This is a genomic window from Chryseobacterium sp. NRRL B-14798 (genome assembly GCF_050470705.1).
Lineage (GTDB): Bacteria > Bacteroidota > Bacteroidia > Flavobacteriales > Weeksellaceae > Chryseobacterium > Chryseobacterium cupriresistens.
This window is the reverse complement of record NZ_JBFLUL010000005.1, coordinates 4,156,815-4,179,865: the sequence shown is the minus strand read 5'-3', so window position 1 is coordinate 4,179,865 and position 23,051 is coordinate 4,156,815. Positions and strand designations below refer to the sequence as shown.

The following is a 23,051-nucleotide window of genomic DNA, read 5'->3' as shown; positions in this document are numbered from 1 at the left end:
CCGTCTGGAAGGCAGAAAGAGAATTAACCAAAAATTTCCTTATACTTTAGAAATACAAATGTAAGAAAAAGTTTCATATACAGATTCTTATGTTTGTATTTTTTTATTGATAAGTGTAAGTAAATGTATGAGTTATGCAGCGAATATTGAAAGTTAAAACGGGCTCATAGAGAATGGAGTGTTTCTCTTTTTCTGTTAAGTCTTTTCGCTTAAATAAACGAAACATTTATGGTTCCTGAAATTTTCTCATCCGTATACACAATGAGTTCCTTTCCTTTTGTCTTTAATTTATTCCAATAATAATTTCCTGCAAATCTGCTTTCAAAAACTTCGGCTTCGAGACCAGTTTCTGTAATTCTGATTTCTTTGGGATAATAAGAGAATTTGGTAAGCTGGAAATCTTCAGCTTCTGCTTCACTGAAAATATTCACTTCCCCAAATAGCTTAGCAACATAAGAGTTGTAAGGATTTCTGTAGGTTTCTTCCGGGCTGTCATTCTGAATCAGTCTTCCATCCTGCAGAATAACAATCTGGTCCAGCCATGGCATGATATCCTGAAGTTCATGAGTGGAAATAATCAGAGAAACGCCATGTTGTTTTACATATCTGAAAAGTCTTTCCCTCAGTTCAATTTTTCTCGGAAAATCAAGATTACTGAAGGGTTCATCTAAAATAAGAAGCTTGGGAAGTACAGACAATGCTCTGGCAATAGCCACTCTTTGCTGTTGTCCGCCGCTTAAGTATTTTGGAAGTACATTCGCAAATTCCTGAAGCCCTACCACCTCAAGAAGCTCCGTTACAGTTTCTTTTTTTTGTTTTAAATTGATATTAGAAATAAATTTTCCTACGTTTTCAGCCACTGTAGCGTAGGGCATAAGATCAAAATTCTGCGCTACGAATTTCATTTCCGGTTCTCCTGGAACAAGATTTCCTTTCGGTCCCAAAAGCTTTGTTCCGTTAAAAATAATCTCTCCGCTTTCCCAATCCAAAAGACCATAAATCAGGTTGAGAAGAGTAGATTTTCCACATCCGCTTTCACCGGCCAGCGCTATAATTCTGTTTTCTTCAAACCTTAGATTAAGGTTCTGAAACAGGGGATTTTCTTTGTTATGAGAGAAAAATAAATTGTTTATTTCTAATAGCATATTACAAATGTAAGGTTTTTATGAAAACATAATTTTTTTTATTATATTAGCGGAACTAATAAAAATAAATCAAAAATGAGAAAAAAACTGTTTTCGTTAGCTATTCCTGCATTATTTATTGCTGCTGTAGTGGTTTCTTGTAAAAAAGACAAACCACTTACGAGTGAAAGTAATGAGGTGACGACTACTAAAGAAGGTAGCCAGTTCACTCTGGATACGCTAAACAGTAAGGTTGAATGGAAGGGATATAAAGTATTTAAATCTGAGAATACAAGCCATTTTGGAACCATCAGGTTTGAAAGCGGAGATGTGACGGTGAAAGACGGAAAACTGGAAAGCGGAAAATTCGTTGCTGATATGAACTCTTTAACTTCTGTGGACCTGAAAGACAGCCCGGAAGATTTAGGAAAATTAAATGGCCACCTGAAAAGTGGTGATTTCTTTGAAGTTGAAAAATTCCCGACAGCTTCTTATGAAATTACAAAGGTAACTCCTGCTGCAGAAGGTGATTATAATACTCTTTTGGATGGTAATTTAACCATTAAAGGAATTACAAAACCTGTTCAGTTTAAAGCTAATGTTTCTGTGAAAGATGGAGAAGTAAGTGTAGCTACTGAGCCAAAAGATATCAAGAGAGAAGAGTTTGGAGTAAAGTTTCAGGCTCCTGCTGAAAACGGCGTGATTAAAGACGAAGTAACTCTTCAGATCAGCGTTAAAGCTTTAGAAAAGAAATAATTTTTTTATTTAAGTGAAATAAGTGATTGAAGTCTGCCTCCCGAAAAAGAGGCAGATTTTTTTTTGACGGACTTATTATTCAACTTAAAATCGTATTTTTGCAAAACATTTTGAAAGGGTAAAACAATGATAGAAAAGATAGAAGAATTACTGGTCGAAGTAAATGGCTTCAATGCTACCTCTAAGGAAGAGATCGAAAACTTCCGAATCAAATACAATGGTAAAAAAGGGGTTCTAAATGATTTTTTTGAAAAATTTAAAGAAGTTCCTAACGATCAAAAGAAAGAATTCGGACAGAAGATCAACACTTTGAAGCAGGCAGTTGCTGTAAAACTGGAGGATTTGAAAAATGCTTCCGCATCTTCTGTTGTGGTTGAAAAAGAAGATCTTACAAGACCTGCTTTTCCATTGGAATTGGGTTCAAGACATCCGATCAACCTGGTAAAAAACAGAATTATTGAAATCTTCAAATCTATCGGTTTTGCAGTAGCAGACGGACCAGAGATTGAAGATGACTGGCATAACTTTACCGCGCTTAACCTTCCGGAATATCACCCGGCAAGAGATATGCAGGATACATTCTTCATTGAGCAGAATCCTGATATTCTTTTAAGAACGCATACTTCTTCCGTACAAACACGTTATATGGAAGAAAACCAGCCGCCTATCAGAATTTTATCTCCGGGAAGAGTATTTAGAAATGAAGCAATTTCTTCACGTTCTCACTGTATTTTCCATCAGATTGAAGGACTATATATTGATGAGAATGTAAGCTTTGCAGACCTGAAGCAAACCATTCAGTTCTTTACCACTGAGCTTTTCGGAAAATCTAAAATCAGAATGAGACCTTCTTTCTTCCCTTTCACAGAGCCAAGTGCTGAAATTGATGTGTATTGGGGATTAAACTCAGAAACAGATTACAGAATCACAAAAGGTACAGGATGGCTGGAAATTATGGGATGCGGAATGGTAGACCCTGCCGTACTGAAAAATGTGAATATCGATGCTGAGAAATATTCAGGATATGCATTCGGAATGGGTATTGAAAGAATCACGATGCTTCTTTACCAGATGAGTGACATCAGAATGTTCTTCGAAAATGATATCAGAACACTTGAACAATTCAAAACGCTATAAAAAATCAAACCTCCGGAGCTCCGGAGGTTTTTTGTTTTTAATTACTGACCTAAGAAACAAAACGTAATTAAAAACTGATCTTATTGAAAAATTTACACGTGTCTGTTTCTTATGCCCATACTTCGGTTCGGAACCGCCAGGTACCTCAAATGAAGTATTGACATGCTGCAGCTCTTTGTCTGCCTCTATTATAAAGACAATCTGTAGCAGGAATATATTACATTGAAAATAAAAAAGCCTGTCTCAAAAGTGTCATTCTGAACGAAATGGAATGGAGTGAAGAATCTCAGGTTATTAATTATCGATGAGATTCTTCCTTCGTCAGAAATCGAAGATTCGACGTAGTCAATGACAAAAATCAAATTATTTGACTTTTGAGACAGGTTTTATCTTTACAACTGTGGATTGTTATTTACTAAACTTTAAAGGATACTTCACATTTTTATAATCATCAATACTGGCTTTCAGTGATCCTACTGCAAGCTCAGCCTTCAACAGCATAGGAATGTGGTTGGAATCATTGGAAACCCACATGGTTACGCCTTCTTTTTCCTTAAACACTCTTCCGCTTTTTACAGACGGAATAATTTTTAAACAGTTAATAGTTCCAAATTTGGTTTTTAAATTTTCTGTTCCTGTTACTTTCAGCTGAAAAGGAAACATTTCATCATCAATCCATACATTCATATTAATAACAGTTCCCACTTTCAGTTCATCCGGGCTTTTACTTCTTAAATAATAAAAGCAGGAAAGCATATCCTGAACACCTTTTACTGATTTCAGAACTTTAGAACCATTGGCTGGTGTCTTTTTATCTGTTAAAATTAAAGTGTTGTTATCGTGATTAAAAACGGTTTCAAAATGCTGGCGGTAACTTCCTTCACGTACATTTCTAACATAAAAGCTTGGTAATCCCGTCTGTGTATTGATGAAACTTTCATATAAATCTTCTACTTTGAAGAATGCTTTTACAGCACCTGTTGTCTGCCCGGTTCCTTTTACATAGAGATGAGGTATACCTTTGTAAGTGGTTTGTTTGGTAGTAAGATTGGCAGTTCCTGCATTAAGGAAACCATAGTGAATTCTAAGAGTAATGGATTCGCCATCCGCGATATTATCAATCTGGGCCGAGCCTAAAAAGAATATAAATACAGCAAAAAGGTTCAAAAGTTTATTCATAACAAGACTTTTACAAAAATATTGCCAAATTTAAAATCTTAAAAGATAGATATTTGACAAATCTCAGGTTTTTATTTAGAATCAATTAAATATGCTTCGCATTAAAATTAGTAAATTTGCAGTTACATGTATAATTAAATTATCTTAAAGATTATGATAACCACTGATATATTGATCATAGGTGCGGGACCTACAGGACTTTTTGCAGTTTTTGAAGCTGGTTTATTAAAAATGAAGTGCCATATTATTGATGCGCTTCCACAGCCGGGAGGGCAATTGGCTGAACTTTATCCTAAAAAACCTATTTTCGATATCCCTGGTTATCCTTCAGTGAATGCCGGAGAATTGGTGGATAATCTGATGGAGCAGATCAAGCAGTTCCAGCCTGGATTTACTTTAGGGGAGACAGCTGTTTCTTATACAAAAATAGACGATGAATGGTTTGAGGTAATTACCAACAAAGGAACCGTTCACAGATGTAAAGCGATTGCCATCGCAGGAGGTTTAGGAACTTTTGAGCCAAGAAAACCTACGTTTGAAAATATTGCTGATTATGAAGAAAAAGGCCTTGAATATTTCGTTAAAGAACCTGAACACTTCAGAAATAAAAAAGTGGTGATTGCTGGTGGAGGTGACTCTGCGTTAGACTGGAGTATCTTCCTTTCTAACGTTGCCAGTGAAGTAACATTGATCCACAGAAGAAACGAGTTCAGGGGAGCTTTGGATTCTGTAGAGAAAGTTCAGGATCTGAAAAACCAGGGGAAAATCAAATTAATTACGCCTGCAGAAGTTATCGGTATTAAAGGTGACGGAAAAGTAGAAGCAATCACTGTAGAAGTAGAAGGACAGGAAGCTTACGATATTGAAACAGATTATTTCATTCCTTTATTCGGATTAACACCAAAATTGGGTGAGATCGGAAACTGGGGACTGAATATCGAGAAAAATGCAATCGTTGTAAACAATGCTCTTGATTATCAAACTAACATTGATGGTATCTATGCTATTGGAGATATCAATACATACCCTGGAAAACTGAAGTTGATCCTTTGTGGTTTCCACGAAGCTACTTTAATGTGTCAGAGTGTGTACAACAGACTAAATCCTGGTAAAAAATTCGTATTAAAATATACAACGGTAAGTGGTGTAGACGGATTTGACGGAAGCCGTAAAGAAGCTGAGAAGGCAGTTGTGAAAAAAATTGACTAATTTTGCAGAATTATGTCAGACGTTAATATTAAAATCACCGACAGAGAAGGGGTAACCCATGATGTCGTAGCGCCTACGGATATGTCCATGAATTTAATGGAAATTATCCGTTCCTATGAATTGGCAGAAGAAGGTACTATTGGGGTATGCGGAGGAATGGCGATGTGCGCTTCATGCCAGGTATATGTAATCAATGATCCGGGTCTGGAACCAATGGGAGATGAAGAAGATGCCATGCTGGCTGAAGCTTTCCACGTGAAAGACAACAGCAGATTAGGATGTCAGTTACATATTGCCGATGCTATGGAAGGGCTCGAAGTGGAAATTGCTCCTTATCCTTAGAAAATATTTTTTAATCTTAATAAGAAACCCGTCCGGATTTTTCGGACGGGTTTTGTTTTTATATTTATTTCTGAGAACATATATACTCGTGTCTGATTAGAGTGTCTTCTTTAATGATTTCTAAGTAACTTTCACCTTCATTCTTTATAAAGTAATCTCCCGGTTCTATTTCATCTTTATAGGAAATCCACCATTGGCCGTTGTCATAACATTCACAAGGCTGATTGCTTTCAGAAATAGTTCCCTTTAATTTAAGAGATTTTATACCTTCAATACTTTCAACTCTCATTTTACATTTTTGCTTCTTGACTCTTTCCATCGCAGTCTTACAATCTTCCATAAAATAAGAGGAAAGAGCAGGAACAATAACGAATATAGTTACAAATGCTGTGGCAACTCCAAGCATTTCTTTATTAACGTTGTAGTTATTCATATGAAAGACTATAAAACTTAAATTTCCTCCTTAGAAATCCATTTCCCAACTGTAGGCGCCTGATAATTTCTCATCTTTTCCAGCAGGCCATCAATGGTATCGCTGATCAGCAGCATATCTCTGTTTACCTGCTTTAAAAATCCTTTATCGACCATGGTTTGAACCAGATTGATCAGATCATCATAAAATCCGTCAATATTCAAAATTCCTATCGGTTTTTTGTGAAGCCCCAGCTGTGCCCAGGTGATCATCTCAAAAAACTCTTCCAATGTACCATAGCCGCCGGGAAGAACGATAACTCCATCACAAAGTTCATTCATTTTGGTTTTTCTTTCGTGCATAGTCTCCACGATGATAAGTTCTGTCAGGTTCTTGTGGGCAATTTCTTTAGATTGTAAAAAGTGGGGAAGGACTCCAATAACCTTGCCTCCTTCGGTCAATGCTCCGTCTGCTATAGTTCCCATCAAACCAACATCAGCACCGCCATATATAAGCTGTATGCCTTGTTGAGCTAAAGTTTGTCCCAATAAAAATGCCTGTTCTTTGTAAATGTCTTGCGAACCAAAGCTTGAGCCGCAGAATATGGTGATACTTTTCATTGTATATGATTTGTTTTTTTATTCTATTGTTGGGATGCTTCGACAAGCTCAGCATGACGCTGCTAAAAATTATCTCTAAAAAAGCAGTTAGTATTAGAGATACCATGCTGAGCCTGTCGAAGCACTTTTATAATTAAATAAATATATTCAGACTAAAACTAAAAATATCCAAAATCATAAGACTTTGGATATTAATATAATTATTTTAATGTTCTATTTCTGAGGGATATTTGCTAAAATATCTTTCAGGAAGCTCCAGAATTTCTGAGTTGAAGGAATATTCGCTCTTTCATCAGGAGAGTGTGCGCCTCTGATAGTAGGTCCGAAGCTTACCATTTCCATTTCAGGATAGTTGGCACCGATGATACCACATTCAAGACCTGCGTGGCATGCTACTACATGAGGTTTTTCAGTGAACTTTTCAATATAAAGTTTCTCCATCAGCTGTACAATCTCTGAACCAGGTTTTGGCTTCCATCCAGGATATGAACCGCTGAATTCAACATTCATTCCAGCAAGCTCTGCTACCGATTTCAATTGTTCTGCCACTGAATATTTGGAAGAATCTACAGAAGATCTCGTAAGGTTTAAGATCTTAAGTTCTCCACCTTTCAGTTCTACTCTTGCTACATTGTTGGACGCTTCTACAAGATCTTTTACGTCCGGGCTCATTCTGTAAACTCCGTTGTGAAGAGCCTTTAAAGTAAGGATCACTTTTCTGGAATCTGCTTCTGAAATAGCTTTGTCGGAAGACGTAGAGTTTTCAATATTGATCTGGATTCCCGGTTCTACAGCAGCAAATTCTTCTAAGATCTCTTTTTTAAGAACCGTTACATTTTCAATAAACTCCTGAGCATTTCTCACTGAGATTATAGCAACTCCTTCTCTTGGAATAGCGTTTCTCAAACCTCCGCTGTCGATAGAAACCAGTTCAATATTTTGGTTGTCCAATCCGCTGTAAAGAAGTCTTCCCAGAATGATATTGGCATTTCCGAAACCTTTATGGATATCCATTCCGGAGTGTCCTCCCTGAAGACCTTTTACTTCAAGTCTTACAATTTGTCCTTTTGAAGCTTCTGCAGCATAGGTTTGAGTGATTGTCACGTCTACACCTCCTGCACAGCCGATATCAATTTCATCATCCTCTTCCGTATCAAGATTCAATAGGATTTGTCCTGTCAATTGTCCTGGTTTTAATCCTAAAGCACCTGTCATTCCGGTCTCTTCATCAATCGTGAAAAGAGCTTCCAATGCAGGGTGTGGAATATCTGAACTCTCAAGGATAGACATGATGGTTGCTACTCCTAAACCATTATCAGCGCCCAAAGTAGTTCCTTTAGCCTTAACCCAGTCACCATCAATTTCCATTTTGATTCCTTCCGTTTCAAAATCGAAATTCACATCATTGTTTTTCTGGCAAACCATATCAAGGTGCGATTGAAGCACGATCGATTTACGGTTTTCCATTCCTGCCGTGGCCGGTTTCTTAATAATAACGTTTCCTACTTCATCTACCGTAGTTTCCAGTCCTAAATTTTCACCAAATCCTTTGATAAAAGCTATTACTTTTTCCTCCTTTTTTGAAGGTCTTGGAACAGCATTTAATCTGGAGAAATTTTTCCATATAATCTGCGGTTCTATATTAGATAATTCCATTGAAATTTATTTTTCTCAAATTTACGAAATAAAAAATGCTTCCGTGAGATACAGAAGCATTTTTGTAGGATTTAGCTTTATTAACATCCGCATTCTCCATAGATCGGAGTGGTAAATGTAGTTCCGTCCGGTTTCTCTATAGTCAGAGTTCCTTCAAACAGCAAAGCTTCTTCGCCCTTTATTTTTTTACCTTTTACAGAAATTTTATAATCATCATTTTCTATTTCCTTGGTCAGCAATTCATCTACTTCCATGTCACTTGATGAAATGAGGTTCATCGCCAGTCTTTTACCGTCAAGCATCATGTATGCTGTTTTTCCGGCATCATCCGCATAGATATATCTTTCATTTTCAAAATCAGATTTGCTGGCTGCAAAATAGCAGGAACATTCTTTGATTTCTTTTGGAAACGGAATGGTTCCCACCAGAATATTTCCTGAAGAAGGTCCGATAGAAGCAGTATCTTTAGTGATATGTAAAGAATCAGCAGGAGCAGAACCTGACACAGTTTCTTTTTGCTTTTTACAGGCTACCAGTAGAAATGCGGAAAATACAATGATTACATATTTCATGTCTTTGTGGTTTTATTATTTGTTTATCCTCTTGCTCTTTCAAGAAGTGTCATCATCAATAAAGAAAGGATTACCAGGCTTTCTTCCTCATCATCAATATCGATCAGTCTGTCCAGCTGAAATCTTCTTCCGAAGAATGAAGGCATTTTTTTTAGCTTAAAATAAGCCTTTCCATCAATCCCTGTCACAGTATAGGACGGATTAAGGAAATATCCTGTAAACATCCCGATGATAGGAAGTTCTCCTACAAAGCTGTCCCAGAATCTTACCCATGCACTATCTTCCTGAATTTTAAACTTAGGCTGATCATGTGCATCCAGGATATCATAACTTGCTTTCCACAGAGAACGCATTCCTTTTCTTGCCAGCCTGCCGAAGTTTTTGTTGTCGATGAGGTCGTTCAAAGAATAAGAAGCGTTGAAATCAATCCATTGGTTAGCTTTAATTCTGAAAAGTTCCTTAGACTTGCTTTCATCATTAAAAACAATAACATCTTCTTTTAACTTGAACATTTTCTGACGGACATATGCCACATAATTTCCGTTTTTGTCAGTAATGTTGAAGTCACTTGCTAAAGTAGTGATTTTGAATTTGAAATCCAGAGGATAATTAAGATTGTTAAGTACCATATCAGTTTATTTTTTTCATATTTAATTTAAGCCGCAAATATAAAGGTTTTTTTAGTGTCCTCAGATACACGGGAAATATAAAATATCATAATGGGACATTAACCTCATGGTCAATAGTCAATTTTTGCTGCGCAAAGCCAATAGTCAATAATCACTTTATACAAATTCACAAACGAAGCGAATCGACGATTCATTATTCACTATCAATTATCAACTTTAATCCTTATTTTTGTACTTATGGATTACCCTAGTAAAGTATTGGCAAAGGCAGTAGATGAAATTTCCGGGCTGCCTGGAATTGGCAGGAAAACGGCTTTGAGATTAGCATTACATTTGCTGAAGCAGCCCAATTCCAGAGCTGTAAGCCTTGGCAACTCCCTGATTAATCTTGTTAATGAAATAAAGTACTGCAAAGAATGTCATAATTTTTCGGATTTTGACATCTGTGAAATATGCAGCAATGAAAAGAGAAATGGTGAACTGATTTGTATTGTTGAAGATGTACGGGATGTGATTGCTATAGAAAATACAGGAAAATACACCGGGAAATATCTGATTCTTGGCGGGAAAATTTCTCCCATGGAAGGAGTAGGGCCAGGCCAGCTGAATATTCCAAGCATAGAAAAGAAACTGAATGACGGACAGGTAAAGGAATTTATTTTTGCTCTGAGTGCTACGATGGAAGGAGATACCACTGCCTATTATATTTACAAGAAATTTAAAAATTTCAATGTGAATTTTTCCAGCATTGCAAGAGGAATTTCTGTGGGAGATGAACTGGAATATGCAGATGAAATTTCTTTAGGAAGATCTATTATCAACAGACTGCCTTACAACGAAAAGGATTAATATGAAGTTGTCCGTTATTATTGTTAATTATAATGTTACCCAATTGCTCAGAAGCTGCCTACTGTCGCTCCGGAAGTATGTACAGGATATAGATTATGAGGTGATTGTCATTGATAATGCTTCTGCGGATAGCTCATGGCGAGATCTTATTTCTGAATTTCCCAACGTACATTTTATATCTTCTGCAACAAATGGCGGGTTTTCAAAAGCAAATAACCAGGCTGTCCGGAAGGCAAAAGGAGAATATATTTTGCTTTTGAATCCTGATACTGAATTTGAAGGGTTTTATATGAAAGAACTGCTGGATTTTGCAGATGCACAGCCTTCATTCGGATGTCTGGGAGTAAGAATGCATGATGCCGGAGGAAATTTTCTTCCTGAAAGCAAGCGATCGGTTCCGGATATGTTCAATTCATTTGAAAAGCTGTTTACCAATTTTAAAAAGAACAACTCGAAATCCTATTACAGAAACGATATAGAAGAAAATGCTATTGCTGAAGTGGAAGTAATCACCGGAGCATTTTTATTGGCTAAAAAAGACGTTTACGAGAGAATAGGAGGATTGGATGAAGCTTATTTTATGTATGGAGAAGATATTGATCTTTGTTATACCTTTTTAAGAAACGGATATCAAAACTTCTATTACGGGAAAGTTTCAATTCTTCATCACAAAGGGGAAAGTACCATTAAAGATGAAGTATACCTCAACAGATTTTACGGAGCCATGCAGATCTTTATTGATAAATATTATAAAGAATCGAAGCCTGTACAGTATTCATTTTTAAAGGCAGGATTAAAGCTTCGGCATCAGATTGAAAAGATCAGGTTAAAATAAAAAAGCAACTCAATCTGAGTTGCTTTTGTTGTATGTAAGATGATATTCTTCTTATTTTGCCGGTGCAGGAGTCTGTGCCGGAGTAGTTGTGGAAGAAGCAGGAGCTGACTGTTTTGCCGGAGCTTCTTTCTTAGCAGGCTGTTGTGTAGGAAGTGCCTGAGAAGGCTTACCTGTAATAACAACGCTTAAAAGGATAAGAACGATGATAGTTCCGCCCAGAGTCCATGTTGCTTTTTCCATGAAATCATTGGTTCTCTGTACCCCGAACTGTGCAGATGATGCACCTCCGAATGTACTGGAAAGGCCTCCTCCTTTTGGATTTTGTGCCATAACAATAATTACCAATAAGACACTGGCAATCATAATAAGAACCATCAATAGTGTAAATATAGTATCCATTAATTCTGATATCTTTTTGAATGGGCAAATTTAATCTTTTTTTACTGAATTACAAAAAAAGATATCGCCAAATGTTGATAAAAATAAAAACGGCAACATTTGTTGCCGTTTTTTCTATAAAAATAGGATGTTATTATTTAAAATCAGCATCTGTAGCCTTATTGATCTCATAAGACTTTACAGTCATGGTCATATCCATTCCCATCTGGCTTACAGAGATCGTGAAAGGCATTTTTACGCCTTCTACATCTTTGTAATTAGAGTAGGTTGTCGGAATGGTCATTTCCTGACCTTTAGCTTTTATTTTTTTAGTCTCTCCGGTTTTTAATCCCGTTGCCACACTGTAGTAATAGGTTGTATTTCCACCTTTAATAGCATAAGAATCTTCCCCGCCAATTTTCTCAATTCCTCCTAATTTATAATCGGGAGATTTTGCAAATCCCAATTCTTCGAAAATCTCAGGATTTTTTTGTTTTTCGGCAATTTCCTCCGGTGTGATGTCAACCTTTTGTCCCATTTGCATAGAATAGCCGGTTTTCCCGTCGAATACCTGCTTCTGAACAACCTGTCCCATTGCCGTTACCGTGGTAAGCTCTTTTCCGCCCTGTGCTTTAACGATTTTAAAATCGATGTTTTGTCCTTGCATAGACATTGAGGCGTTGGTTGTATAAGAAGTGATTTTCGCCAGATTAGCTTTTCCTCCGATAGCATTGATGTATTTGTCAACAACAGATGCAACGGTTACATTGGCATCCACTTTTTGTACAGTTGGTTTTGCAACGGGGTTGGCTTCTTTATCGAAATATTTTACAGGATAACCCAGTTTTTCCAATCCTTCAGAAATATCAGATGCCTTACCAGCGATGAAAATTCTGCTCTGGTTGGGCAAAATTGTAGCTTTTACAGCATTGGAAACATCTGCTGCAGTTACCTTATCAATAGATTTTAAGTAATTGGTATAAAAATCAGCAGGTAAATCCTGAACCTTCAGGTTTAAAGCAAATCTTGCGATATTGGCAGGTTGTTCCAGGGCAAGAATGAAAGCTCCTTTTAATTTAGCTTTAGCGTTCGCTAATTCTTCTGGTTTTATGGTAGAAATCGCATTAAGTTCATTCATGAATTCCTTAACGGCTTTGTCTGTAACCTCATTTCTTACACTTGCACTCGCAGAGAATTGTGGAGAATACTTGCTGGCCACCATTTCTGAGTAAGCCCCATAGGTAAATCCGTTTTTCTCACGAAGGTTCATGAAAAGTCTGGCTTCACCGCCACCACCAAGGATGTAATTGGCGATTGTAGCAGGGAAGTAGTTGGCGTCTTTCATTTTCAGGGTGTTCAGGTTGTTTAAAGAAACAACAGACTGTACAGCCGAAGGAACGTCTACTACATTGATCTCCGTTTTGGCAACGTTAGAAGCAGGTTCCAATGGTGTAATAGGAGTGTTTGCTTTTTTCCAGCCACTGAAAGCTTTTTCGATCAAAGGTTTTACCTGGTCAAACTTTACGTCTCCTACAATTACTAAATAAGCATTATCCGGAGCGTAGTATTTTTTATAAACATTTTGTACGTCAGCAAGCTGGATTTTGTTGATAGATTCAACCGTTTCAAACTCACCTCTTGAAGTATTTTTTCCATACATCAAAGCGTTGGATACTCTTTCAGCAATAGAAGAAGCATTTTTTTCGTCAGCTTTTAATCCTTCAATCGTTCTCTCCTTAGAGTTTTGAATTTCTTCAGCAGAGAATTTAGGATTAATGATGGCATCAGCCATTAAACCTAAAACTTCAGGGAAATATTTTGAAAGCGAATTGGCAGAAGCACCTCCCGAAGAGAAATTAAGGTTTGCTCCAAGATAATCCACTTTTTTGTTGAAGTCATCTTTGCTGATATTGGTAGTTCCGTTTTCGAACTGCTCAGCCATAATTTCGCTTACTCCGGTTACTGCTCCTTCGTTGTATGGAGGTCTGTCCATAGAAAGGCTGGCACTTACTCTTGGTAATTTGTTGTTCTCAACCACCATTACCGTAAGGCCGTTGCTTAGCTGGAAAGTTTTTGGCTTCGCAATGTTAATCGCAGGAGTAGGTCCTGGTTTTGGCATTGCATTAAGATCTATTTTTTGTGCTGAAACCATTCCTGTAAAGAAAAATGCTGCAGCTATATATGTTAATTGCTTTTTCATTTGTAAAAATTTAATTTTTAATAATCATAAGGTAACCTGAAAGTTGAACATGATTACTTTTTCTCAGGTACGTAATTGATGATTATTCTTTGGTTGGAATTAAGATACTTTTTAGCAGCATTTTGAAGATCCTGTCTTGTGATAGATCTGTAAATGTCGATTTCTTTGTTGATCAGATTCGTATCACCCATCAATACGTGGTTGGTTGCCAATGAAGCGGCAATTCCCTGAATGCTTGAATTGGCATTTACAAACTGGTTTTCGTACTGGTTTTGAAGTTTTTGATAATCCTCTTCAGAAATTAAAGTAGTCTGAAGCTTTTTGATTTCAGCATCAATGTCAGTCTGTAAAGCCTGTTTTGTAGTTTGTCCCATTGGAATTGCGAAGAAGGCAAAAATACTGTAATCTTCAAGTCCCTGGTTGAAAGCAGCCACCTGAAGTGCTTTTTTGTCCTGGTCTACTAATTTTTTATATAAAACCGAAGATTTACCGCTGCTTAAATAAGAAGAAAGCATATCTAAAACATAAGCATCTTTCTCTTTGTTAGCCGGAGTTCTATATGCGAACACATAAGCCGGAAGCTGGATGTTGGGATCTGTAGCAGTTACTTCTTTTTCCTGAGTGATAGGTGTTTCTTTCGGGAAATCTTTTGGATAAAGGGTTCCTTTTGGAATGCCTCCATAGTAGGTTTCGATCCATTTTTTTGTCTGCTCGGGTTTGATATCTCCTGCAACCACTAAAGTAGCATTATTCGGAACGTAATATTTTTTATAAAACGCCTGGAATTCCTCTAGTTTAGCAGAGTTTAAATCTTCCATTGAACCGATTGTCGGCCAGTTGTATGGGTGGTTTGTGAATAAATTTTTCTGAATAGTCGTGAAAAGATTCCCATAAGGCTGGTTATCCATTCTTAATCTTTTCTCTTCTTTTACAACCTCTCTCTGGGTATCTACACCAATTTGGTTGATAACAGCGTGACGCATTCTTTCTGCCTCCATCCAAAGACCAAGCTGTTCATTGTTGGAAGGGAATGTTTCATAGTAATACGTTCTGTCATTGGTCGTGTTGGCGTTGTTCTGCCCTCCGTTTGAAGAAACGATTTTAAACCAGTCTCCTCTCTTGATGTTAGGAGTTCCTTCGAATAAAAGGTGTTCAAAGAAGTGAGCAAAACCTGTTCTGCCTTTTACTTCATCTTTTGCACCTACATGATACATTACACCTGTCGTTACCACCGGTGCCGAATTATCCTGATGAAGAATTACATGCAGACCATTGGGAAGGTCATACTCTTCGAATTTGATTTGCTGTGCATTCAGCATGAGCCCGAAGAAAGCTACGGCAGCAGCAGAAAGAAGTCGCTTTTTCATAAAATTTAGAAATTGTTTACCAATTAGTATGAAAAGTGAATTAAATGTTACAGAATGTATAAAATAGATAGGTAAATGTGAGTAGTGAATGGTGAATTCGCTTCGCTTATCAATGAGGTTACGTGATTCGGGTTGCGGGATTTGAGATTAAGAATAACCATTTACGATTTACTTGCGAAGCAAAATTGACCATTGACAAATGCTATCAATACAGTCTTAATGCTTCATATCCCTAACTTCTCTATGAAAGTTTGAATTCTCCTCTGAATACCTTAATTTTGTGTTCCCAAATTTTTTTGCTGTATGGACTATTTGAAAGGACTCAACGAATCACAATATGAAGCCGTTACCTCTTTACAGGGACCTCTGATGGTGCTTGCCGGAGCTGGTTCCGGTAAAACGCGTGTATTGACTATGCGTATTGCCCATTTAATACACAATGGAATAGACCCTTTCAATATTCTGGCGCTTACCTTTACCAATAAAGCGGCACGTGAGATGAAAGAACGTATTGCGAAGGTAGTAGGAGACAGCAATGCAAGAAGCCTTTGGATGGGAACCTTTCACTCGGTTTTTGCAAGAATTCTGAGAATTGAAGCCCATTATCTCGGATATCCTTCCAATTTTACCATCTATGATCAGCAGGATGCCCTGAATGTGATTAAAAAAGTACTGAAGGATATGAATATTGATGCCGATCTTTATAAACCTAAAAAAGTTCAGGCAAGAATCTCGACTTATAAAAATAACCTGATTACGGTAAAAGCTTATTTCAACAATCCGGAACTCATGGAAGCGGATGAAAAAGCGAATATGAAATTCATCGGGCAGATTTATCAGAAATATGTAGACCAGTGTTTCAGAAACGGATCTATGGATTTTGATGATCTTTTGTTGAAAACCAATGAACTTTTGACCCGCTTTCCGGAAGTATTGGCCAAATATCAGGACAGGTTCAGATATATTATGGTAGATGAGTACCAGGATACCAACCATTCTCAGTATCTTATTGTAAAAGCTCTGGCTTCGAAATTTGAAAATATCTGTGTGGTAGGAGACGATGCGCAGTCTATCTACTCTTTCCGTGGAGCGAATATCTACAATATCTTAAACTTTAAAAAAGATTATCCGGATGCTATAACGGTATCTCTGGAGCAGAATTACCGTTCCACCCAGAATATTGTAAATGCGGCTAATGTTGTTATTGCTAAAAACCTTCAGCAGTTTAAGAAAAATGTTTTCAGTGATAATGAAGAAGGAGACAAGATCAAAATATACCGTTCCCTTTCCGATGCTGATGAAGCGAATTTTGTGGCAGGAAATATCTGGGAACTTCGTAACCGCGACCAGAGAAAATACAGTGATTTTGCCATCTTATACAGAACCAATTCTCAGACGCGTGCTTTTGAAGATGCGCTGAGACGTAAAAATATTCCGTACAAAGTGTATGGAGGTCTTTCTTTCTACCAAAGAAAAGAAGTAAAGGACCTTATTGGATACCTTCGTCTTCTGATCAATGAAAATGATTCTGAAGCATTGATGAGGATTATCAATTATCCTGCAAGAGGAATTGGAGAAACTACTCAGAATAAGCTGATCGTTTTTGCAGATGCTCATAATATTGCAGTTTCAAAAGTGTTGGAGAACCTTCCTATGTATGCACCGCAGTTAGGCCTGAACAACGGAGTTTTAAACAAACTGAACGATTTCTGGTCCATGATCAAAGCTTTTCAGGTATTACTGAAAACAGAAACAGCTTACAGCGTGGCTATGGAAGTGGCAAAGCGAAGCGGTTTAATCAAGTTTTTAAAAGATGATCAGACTCCGGAAGGAATTTCCAGAGTAGAAAACGTTCAGGAATTGATGAACTCCATGCAGGGTTTCATTGAAGAACAGATGCAGCTTGAGGACGGAGATCCTAGTCTTTCCAACTTCCTTGAAAATATTGCCCTTTCTGCAGATACCCAGGATAAAGATCTGGAAGATGACATGGTTTCTTTAATGACGATTCACCTTTCAAAAGGGCTGGAGTTCCCGGTGGTTCACCTGGTAGGACTTGAAGAAAACCTTTTCCCTAGCTTTATGAGCTCTGCAACCAGAGAAGACCTGGAAGAGGAGAGAAGATTATTCTATGTGGCATTGACAAGAGCGGAAAAACAAGCCTTCTTTTCTTATGCGGTTTCCCGTTTTCAATGGGGAAAAATTACAGATGCTGAACCTTCAAGATTCTTAAGCGAAATTGATGATGAATATATTGAATTCCTTAATCCGGCTTTGGAAAAAAGGTTTATCAATAATTCAGGAGTGAAATCCAATATCTTTGATGAGCATCCATCTGAAATGAGATCTTTCAAAAAGGTTGAGAAAAAGACCATCGACAGAGGAGATACTTCCAAACCTGCTCCTGAAGTCAGAAAACTGAAACCGGTAAGTACGGCTAAAATTATCAATCCAAGCGGAGCTTCTTCTCAGGATATTGAAGTGGGTGATAAAGTGAGACACGATCGTTTCGGAATTGGAGAAGTGACTTTCCTGGATGGAACAGATCCTCAGAATATCAAAGCAAAAGTAGTTTTCATGCATGAAGGAGAAAAAAATCTGATCCTGAAATATGCTAAACTGACTAAGATTTAAATTTAAAAATAAAGATGCAAAGAAACGGATTCAATTTTTGGATCCGTTTTTATTTTTAAATACAAAGTTCGCAATGTGATTATCTGGATCTGCTATTTTTTTTTTTCGCAAGGGCGTTTCACTTAGCAGAGATGATTTTTTATTGCTGAACGGAGGTGCCGTTGCGATCGTAAAAATAATCACTAAGTAAGAATTTCTTAGCGCACATAGCGTTTTTTCAAAATTTATTTTACTGTTAACCTTCTATAAAACAATGTTTTTTTATTGAAATGTTCTTAAATTATCATAACTTTAAATAAGGGATAGAAAGAAACGATAACTATTTTTTATAAAAACAAAGTCTATCTGTTTTGTAGACTAATAAATAAATTTTACATTTGCACCCTGTAAAAACATAAATGTTATCAAAATTCTAAACTATGAAAAATAAGAAAACTATTCTTTCGGCCTCTGTTTTATTTTTCCTCGGTGTATTTACTTATGGACAGGAAAAAGACAGCATAAAAGCAAATAAAGACACCATAAAAACCAATAATGTAGAAGAAGTAGTCGTACTGGGTTCCAGAGCCGGGGCGAGATCCAAAACAGATAGTCCGGTTCCTGTAGATGTATTTAATGTTAAAGAATCTTCAGTTATACTCCCGCAAACCAATATCGGGCAGATTCTGAATGCGGTTGCTCCTTCATTTACTTCTACCATTCAAACGAATTCAGATGGAACAGATCACCTGGATCCTGCACAGCTGAGAGGCTTGGGGCCAGACCAGGTTTTGGTTTTGGTGAATGGAAAAAGAAGACATACTTCAGCATTGGTGAACGTCAACGGAACACCTGGAAGAGGTACCGTAGGAACCGATTTGAATGCCATTCCATCTTTCGCTTTGAACAGGATTGAAGTATTAAGAGACGGAGCTGCCGCACAATACGGATCTGATGCCATTGCCGGTGTTATCAACCTTGACCTGAAAAGAGATACAGGAAAACTGGCAGGACAGATAAGCTATGGAGGAAACCTTACGCCAACGGCTAATGATCATACCGGAGATTTTGACGGTCAGAATATTCAGCTGGATTTGAACTATGGAAATAAAATCGGAACCAAAGGAGGGTTCTTTAATATTACCTGGTCTTCACAATTCAGAAATCCTACCTACCGCGCCGGTACTGAAAGTGGAAAAATCTACAATGCTTATAATGCGATAGAACAACGTGCCTTGAATGACGGAGTCAATCTTTCTTCTCTTTTTACCAATATAAATAATACTCCCAATTCACAGCAGATTATTGATTATGTACATCAGTATGCTCAGGGAGTGAACTATTTTAGTGCAACTCAGCTCTCTGACATACAAAATGCAAATACATTTAAAGACATTACGGATGCTTCAGGAAATGTTCTTCAGAAAGGACTTTGGTCTTTATTGAGTGCCGATGTGACAGATCAGGAACTGGCTTACAGAGGACAGGTCAGAAAGGATTTTAATATGCAGGTAGGACAGTCTAAACTTAACAATCACCAGCTTTTTGTGAATGCTGAAATTCCTGTAAGTGATAACTGGAAAGTATATACTTTTGGAGGATACAGTTTAAGACATGGAACTTCCGGAGGATTTTACAGAAGACCGAGAGAAAGCAGAACGTTTACGGGATTGTATCCTAACGGTTATCTTCCACAGATCGGAACAGATATTCAGGATATCTCATTGGCAGCGGGAATCAAAGGAAAATGGGAAGGCTGGAATATTGATTTCAGTAATACGTACGGACAGAATTCATTTACCTATAATATTCAGAATACAGGAAATACCTCTTTGCGTTTTGCTTCACCAAGGGAGTTTAATGCAGGTGGTTTAAGATTTTCTCAAAATACGATCAATTTAGATTTTTCTAAGAAATATGATGTATGGGAAGGAATTAATGTAGCCTTTGGAGGTGAGCACCGTTATGAGAATTTTAAAATTACCCAAGGAGAAGAAGCTTCCTATCAGACATATGACCAGTTTGGAAATATCTGGAACGGAGATCCAAGCCAGAGAGCCACAGACTTTTTTGGACAACCCTTGCCGGGAGGTTCTCAGGTATTCAACGGATTCAGGCCTGGAAATGCAGTCGATAAAAACAGACAGTCGGTAGCAGCGTATGCAGATGTTGAATTCAACTTTACCAATTGGTTATTGGTAGATGCAGCGGCGAGATATGAAAACTATTCGGATTTTGGATCTACATTCAATTATAAACTGGCTTCAAGAATCAAAGTAGCTCCTAATTTCAATGTAAGATTTGCGGGATCTACAGGATTCAGAGCACCATCTATCCACCAGATCTATTATAATGTAACCTCTACGTTGTTCACCAATAATCAACTGTTGGAAGTAGGAACTTTCAGTAATGATTCTCAGCTGGCAGGACTGCTGGGTATGCCAAAACTGAAGCAGGAAACTTCCAAATCAGCAAGTGTAGGATTTACTTACAGAATTCCTTCGGCCGGGCTTAGCTTTACCGCGGACGGATATTTTACGAGAATTGATAACCGTATCATTCTTACTGATCAGTTTTTAAGAAAAGATGTACCTTCAGATGCACAAAAAGAATATGATAAATTAAATGTGAATGGTGCCCAGTTCTTCACAAATGCTATCGATACAGAAACAAAAGGTTTAGATGTGGTAATTTCACATAATGCAAGGTTTTCAGGATTTAAACTGGACAATAACTTTGCGATTAATCTGAACCAAACCAAACAGGTAGGAGAAATTCATTCGGCCGGGCTGCTGCAGTCTCCTTCGCTTGAAAAGATTTATTTTTCTGAAAAATCAAGAGTATATCTTGAAGAGGCTGTGCCTAGAGTAAAAGCGAGTCTTTCTCACACCCTTTCATGGAAGAATGCAAGTTTATATCTCAGAAATACCTATTTCGGAAAAGTAACAGGTGCTGATATTATTGATGTAAACGGAGACGGAATCATTGATTTTAACGAACATCAGCAGATCGGAGATAAGATCATTACGGATTTATCTGCTGCTTATCAGTTTACTAAAAATGTAGGACTGACTTTAGGAGTAAACAATTTGTTTGATATCTATCCAACGAAAAACCTTACCGCTTCTACCAATAATGACCAATTCATCTATTCAAGATCTACTTCACAGTTTGGGCAGAATGGAAGATATGTTTTTGCAAGATTGAATTTCAATTTTTAAATAAAACAAAAGATAATGCTTAAAAAAACAGTTCAGAAATCCTGAACTGTTTTTTCTGTATAAAATTTGAATTTTATCTTTCTACCAGTTCTTTCACTGGTTCACCATAATGGTCAATTTCAGTTGTTTTGATTTGAAGCAGCTGATACCACTTTCTGAAAGCTCCTGCAAATACAATAAGCATCAGAACCATGGCTGTCACCGCTAAAGCAGCCAGCAAATACTGCCCTTTAGGAATGTAAATGGCGGTCACCTGAATATAACCCGCCCAGAAGGTAATTCCAGCCATGAATACACCCGGAATAGCCGAGCATAAAGCATATTTTCCCCTGTTCATTCTGATCAGCATCGTTGTACAGACAATAAGCCCGCAGGCTGCCAGCAATTGGTTACTGATTCCGAATAACGGCCAGATACTGTTTACATTTCCTGTATATACCAGATATCCCCAGGCAAAAGTGAAAAGAAGACTGCTGATAATGATTCCCGGAATCCAGTTTTTATCATTAAACTTTGGAACTACGGACCCCAGCATTTCCTGTAAGAAGAAGCGTCCGACTCTTGTTCCTGCATCAATGGCAGTAAGAATAAATACTGCTTCAAACATAATGGCAAAATTATACCAATAAGCCGTCAACTGATCCATATACGGGATTTTATTAAAGATATGGGCCATTCCCACAGCCAGAGATACTGCACCTCCGGTTCTGCCATACAGATCAATACCTATTTTCTGGGAGTAATAATCAATATCTACCCCGTGCAGGGAAGGATGCGCCGCAAGAAATGAATCATAGGCTTCTTTGGGTGTGTTGATCGCAAAATAATCACCCGGCATCAGCGTACATGCAGCAATAAGTGCCATCAATGCCACGAAGCCTTCTACCAGCATGGCTCCGTAACCAACAAAAAGAATTTCTCTTTCTTTATTCAGCATTTTTGGAGTGGTTCCCGTAGCAATCACCGCATGGAACCCGGAAATCGCTCCGCAGGCAATTACAATGAAAATAAAAGGAAGCACCGGACCACCAATAATAGGGCCGCCACCATTCACAAATGCTGTGATAGCCGGCATCTGTATCGTTGGATGGATAACGATTACCCCTATAGCCAGCATGATAATCGTTCCTATTTTTAAATAAGTCGATAGATAATCCCTGGGAACCAAAAGAAGCCATACGGGTAATACCGAAGCAATAAATCCATACAGAGGAATCGCTATAGAGATGGTTTTAATATCCCATGAAAATAAATTATTCATTGTAGGATTCTGCATAAGGCTGTGCCCTCCGATAATTCCTGCAACCAAAAGAATACCTCCCAAAATACTTGCAAACAGGACACTATTCTTTTTATAACGCATAATCAGCCCCATAATGATAGCAATAGGCATGGTAATCACAACGGTGAAAAGAGACCATGAAGCTTCGTGCATCGCGTTGATGCAAGCTAAAGATAGACCTGCCAGTGTAAGAATCAAAATGAAGAGGATCGCAAAACCTGCTACCGTACCCGTTGCTTTCCCGATTTCTTTGGAAGCAATCGTGGCTAGACTTTGCCCTTTATGTCTCACTGAAGCAAAAAGAACAATCATATCATGAACCCCACCTCCCAGTACGCATCCTATCAATATCCATAAAGCTCCCGGAAGATATCCGAACTGTGCAGCAAGAACAGGTCCTACCAAAGGCCCGGCAGCAGCAATAGCTGCAAAATGATGCCCGAAAAGTACATTTTTATTGGTAGCCACATAATCTTTACCATCTGCAAATTCTACAGCAGGTGTTGTATTCCCGTCATTAAGCCGGAGAACTTTATTGGCAATGAAAATACCGTAAAAACGGTAAGCTATCGCAAAAAGAAGAACAGATACAAAGATGAGCGTAAGTGCATTGATATTGTTTAAAGATTCCATACTGCTTATTTTTGTTGATAAAAAATTAAACTATTGG

19 protein-coding genes are annotated in these 23,051 nt (G+C 37.7%); 8 read left to right on the top strand and 11 right to left on the bottom strand.

The features are described 5' to 3' along the window. Window positions 1-209: 209 nt before the first annotated feature. Window positions 210-1,145 (bottom strand): sulfate/molybdate ABC transporter ATP-binding protein, encoded by a 936-nt coding sequence (locus tag AB1278_RS19110; RefSeq protein WP_202843349.1) that lies wholly within the window; start codon window positions 1,143-1,145, stop codon window positions 210-212. A 75-nt stretch (window positions 1,146-1,220) separates the two neighbouring features. On the opposite strand from AB1278_RS19110, the gene AB1278_RS19105 reads away from it, so the two are divergent. Both AB1278_RS19105 and pheS read left to right on the top strand, forming a co-directional pair. After that, entirely contained in the window at window positions 1,221-1,880 is a 660-nt protein-coding gene (locus AB1278_RS19105) for a YceI family protein (protein WP_202843347.1), read from the top strand. Between the two features lie 126 nt (window positions 1,881-2,006). Then, window positions 2,007-3,017, top strand: a complete 1,011-nt coding sequence (gene pheS / locus AB1278_RS19100) for a phenylalanine--tRNA ligase subunit alpha (protein WP_343641627.1) — start codon at window positions 2,007-2,009, stop codon at window positions 3,015-3,017. Window positions 3,018-3,425: 408 nt separating this feature from the next. Here pheS and AB1278_RS19095 read toward each other — a convergent pair whose 3' ends face one another. Next, the gene (locus AB1278_RS19095) at window positions 3,426-4,196 is read right to left on the bottom strand and encodes a DUF3108 domain-containing protein (RefSeq protein WP_429816382.1); all 771 of its coding nucleotides are present in this window, start codon (window positions 4,194-4,196) and stop codon (window positions 3,426-3,428) included. A gap of 153 nt (window positions 4,197-4,349) precedes the next feature. Here AB1278_RS19095 and AB1278_RS19090 point away from each other — a divergent pair, with 153 nt between their 5' ends. Both AB1278_RS19090 and AB1278_RS19085 read left to right on the top strand, forming a co-directional pair. After that, window positions 4,350-5,405, top strand: coding sequence for an NAD(P)/FAD-dependent oxidoreductase (locus AB1278_RS19090; RefSeq protein WP_429816379.1), 1,056 nt, complete (start codon window positions 4,350-4,352; stop codon window positions 5,403-5,405). Between the two features lie 12 nt (window positions 5,406-5,417). After that, window positions 5,418-5,747: a 2Fe-2S iron-sulfur cluster-binding protein gene (locus tag AB1278_RS19085; RefSeq protein WP_034697026.1), complete on the top strand. Its 330-nt coding sequence runs from the start codon at window positions 5,418-5,420 to the stop codon at window positions 5,745-5,747. A gap of 64 nt (window positions 5,748-5,811) precedes the next feature. On the opposite strand, the gene AB1278_RS19080 is transcribed toward AB1278_RS19085, so the two are convergent. The 5 genes from AB1278_RS19080 to AB1278_RS19060 all read right to left on the bottom strand — a co-directional run bounded on the left by AB1278_RS19080 (window position 5,812) and on the right by AB1278_RS19060 (window position 9,636). Beyond that, entirely contained in the window at window positions 5,812-6,180 is a 369-nt protein-coding gene (locus AB1278_RS19080) for a hypothetical protein (protein WP_227943659.1), read from the bottom strand. 17 nt (window positions 6,181-6,197) lie between these two features. Further along, window positions 6,198-6,779 (bottom strand): TIGR00730 family Rossman fold protein, encoded by a 582-nt coding sequence (locus AB1278_RS19075; protein WP_429816376.1) that lies wholly within the window; start codon window positions 6,777-6,779, stop codon window positions 6,198-6,200. Window positions 6,780-6,992: 213 nt separating this feature from the next. Continuing rightward, window positions 6,993-8,435, bottom strand: coding sequence for an aminoacyl-histidine dipeptidase (locus AB1278_RS19070; RefSeq protein ID WP_202843339.1), 1,443 nt, complete (start codon window positions 8,433-8,435; stop codon window positions 6,993-6,995). A gap of 80 nt (window positions 8,436-8,515) precedes the next feature. Continuing rightward, window positions 8,516-9,007, bottom strand: a complete 492-nt coding sequence (locus AB1278_RS19065) for a hypothetical protein (RefSeq protein ID WP_202843337.1) — start codon at window positions 9,005-9,007, stop codon at window positions 8,516-8,518. Between the two features lie 23 nt (window positions 9,008-9,030). Continuing rightward, window positions 9,031-9,636, bottom strand: coding sequence for a hypothetical protein (locus tag AB1278_RS19060; RefSeq protein ID WP_202843335.1), 606 nt, complete (start codon window positions 9,634-9,636; stop codon window positions 9,031-9,033). Window positions 9,637-9,873: 237 nt separating this feature from the next. Here AB1278_RS19060 and recR point away from each other — a divergent pair, with 237 nt between their 5' ends. Together recR and AB1278_RS19050 are read left to right on the top strand one after the other, a co-directional pair. Continuing rightward, on the top strand, window positions 9,874-10,485 hold the full coding sequence (recR, locus tag AB1278_RS19055) for a recombination mediator RecR (protein ID WP_202843333.1): 612 nt from the start codon (window positions 9,874-9,876) through the stop codon (window positions 10,483-10,485). Continuing rightward, window positions 10,481-11,320: a glycosyltransferase family 2 protein gene (locus AB1278_RS19050; RefSeq protein ID WP_411414326.1), complete on the top strand. Its 840-nt coding sequence runs from the start codon at window positions 10,481-10,483 to the stop codon at window positions 11,318-11,320. The genes recR and AB1278_RS19050 overlap by 5 nt, the downstream gene beginning before the upstream one ends. Before the next feature lie 51 nt (window positions 11,321-11,371). On the opposite strand, the gene secG is transcribed toward AB1278_RS19050, so the two are convergent. The 3 genes from secG to AB1278_RS19035 all read right to left on the bottom strand — a co-directional run bounded on the left by secG (window position 11,372) and on the right by AB1278_RS19035 (window position 15,265). Further along, window positions 11,372-11,719 carry a preprotein translocase subunit SecG gene (secG, locus tag AB1278_RS19045; RefSeq protein ID WP_110010885.1) on the bottom strand — a complete coding sequence of 116 codons (348 nt, stop codon included), beginning with the start codon at window positions 11,717-11,719 and terminating at the stop codon, window positions 11,372-11,374. Window positions 11,720-11,852: 133 nt separating this feature from the next. Continuing rightward, window positions 11,853-13,898 carry a M16 family metallopeptidase gene (locus AB1278_RS19040; RefSeq protein ID WP_429816371.1) on the bottom strand — a complete coding sequence of 682 codons (2,046 nt, stop codon included), beginning with the start codon at window positions 13,896-13,898 and terminating at the stop codon, window positions 11,853-11,855. Between the two features lie 53 nt (window positions 13,899-13,951). Then, window positions 13,952-15,265, bottom strand: coding sequence for a M16 family metallopeptidase (locus AB1278_RS19035; RefSeq protein ID WP_047429324.1), 1,314 nt, complete (start codon window positions 15,263-15,265; stop codon window positions 13,952-13,954). Window positions 15,266-15,568: 303 nt separating this feature from the next. On the opposite strand from AB1278_RS19035, the gene AB1278_RS19030 reads away from it, so the two are divergent. Next, on the top strand, window positions 15,569-17,899 hold the full coding sequence (locus AB1278_RS19030; RefSeq protein WP_202843329.1) for an ATP-dependent helicase: 2,331 nt from the start codon (window positions 15,569-15,571) through the stop codon (window positions 17,897-17,899). 419 nt (window positions 17,900-18,318) lie between these two features. Further along, window positions 18,319-21,099: a TonB-dependent receptor plug domain-containing protein gene (locus tag AB1278_RS19025; protein WP_411414288.1), complete on the top strand. Its 2,781-nt coding sequence runs from the start codon at window positions 18,319-18,321 to the stop codon at window positions 21,097-21,099. 73 nt (window positions 21,100-21,172) lie between these two features. Here AB1278_RS19025 and AB1278_RS19020 read toward each other — a convergent pair whose 3' ends face one another. Then, on the bottom strand, window positions 21,173-23,014 hold the full coding sequence (locus AB1278_RS19020) for a carbon starvation CstA family protein (protein ID WP_411414287.1): 1,842 nt from the start codon (window positions 23,012-23,014) through the stop codon (window positions 21,173-21,175). Window positions 23,015-23,051: the final 37 nt, after the last annotated feature.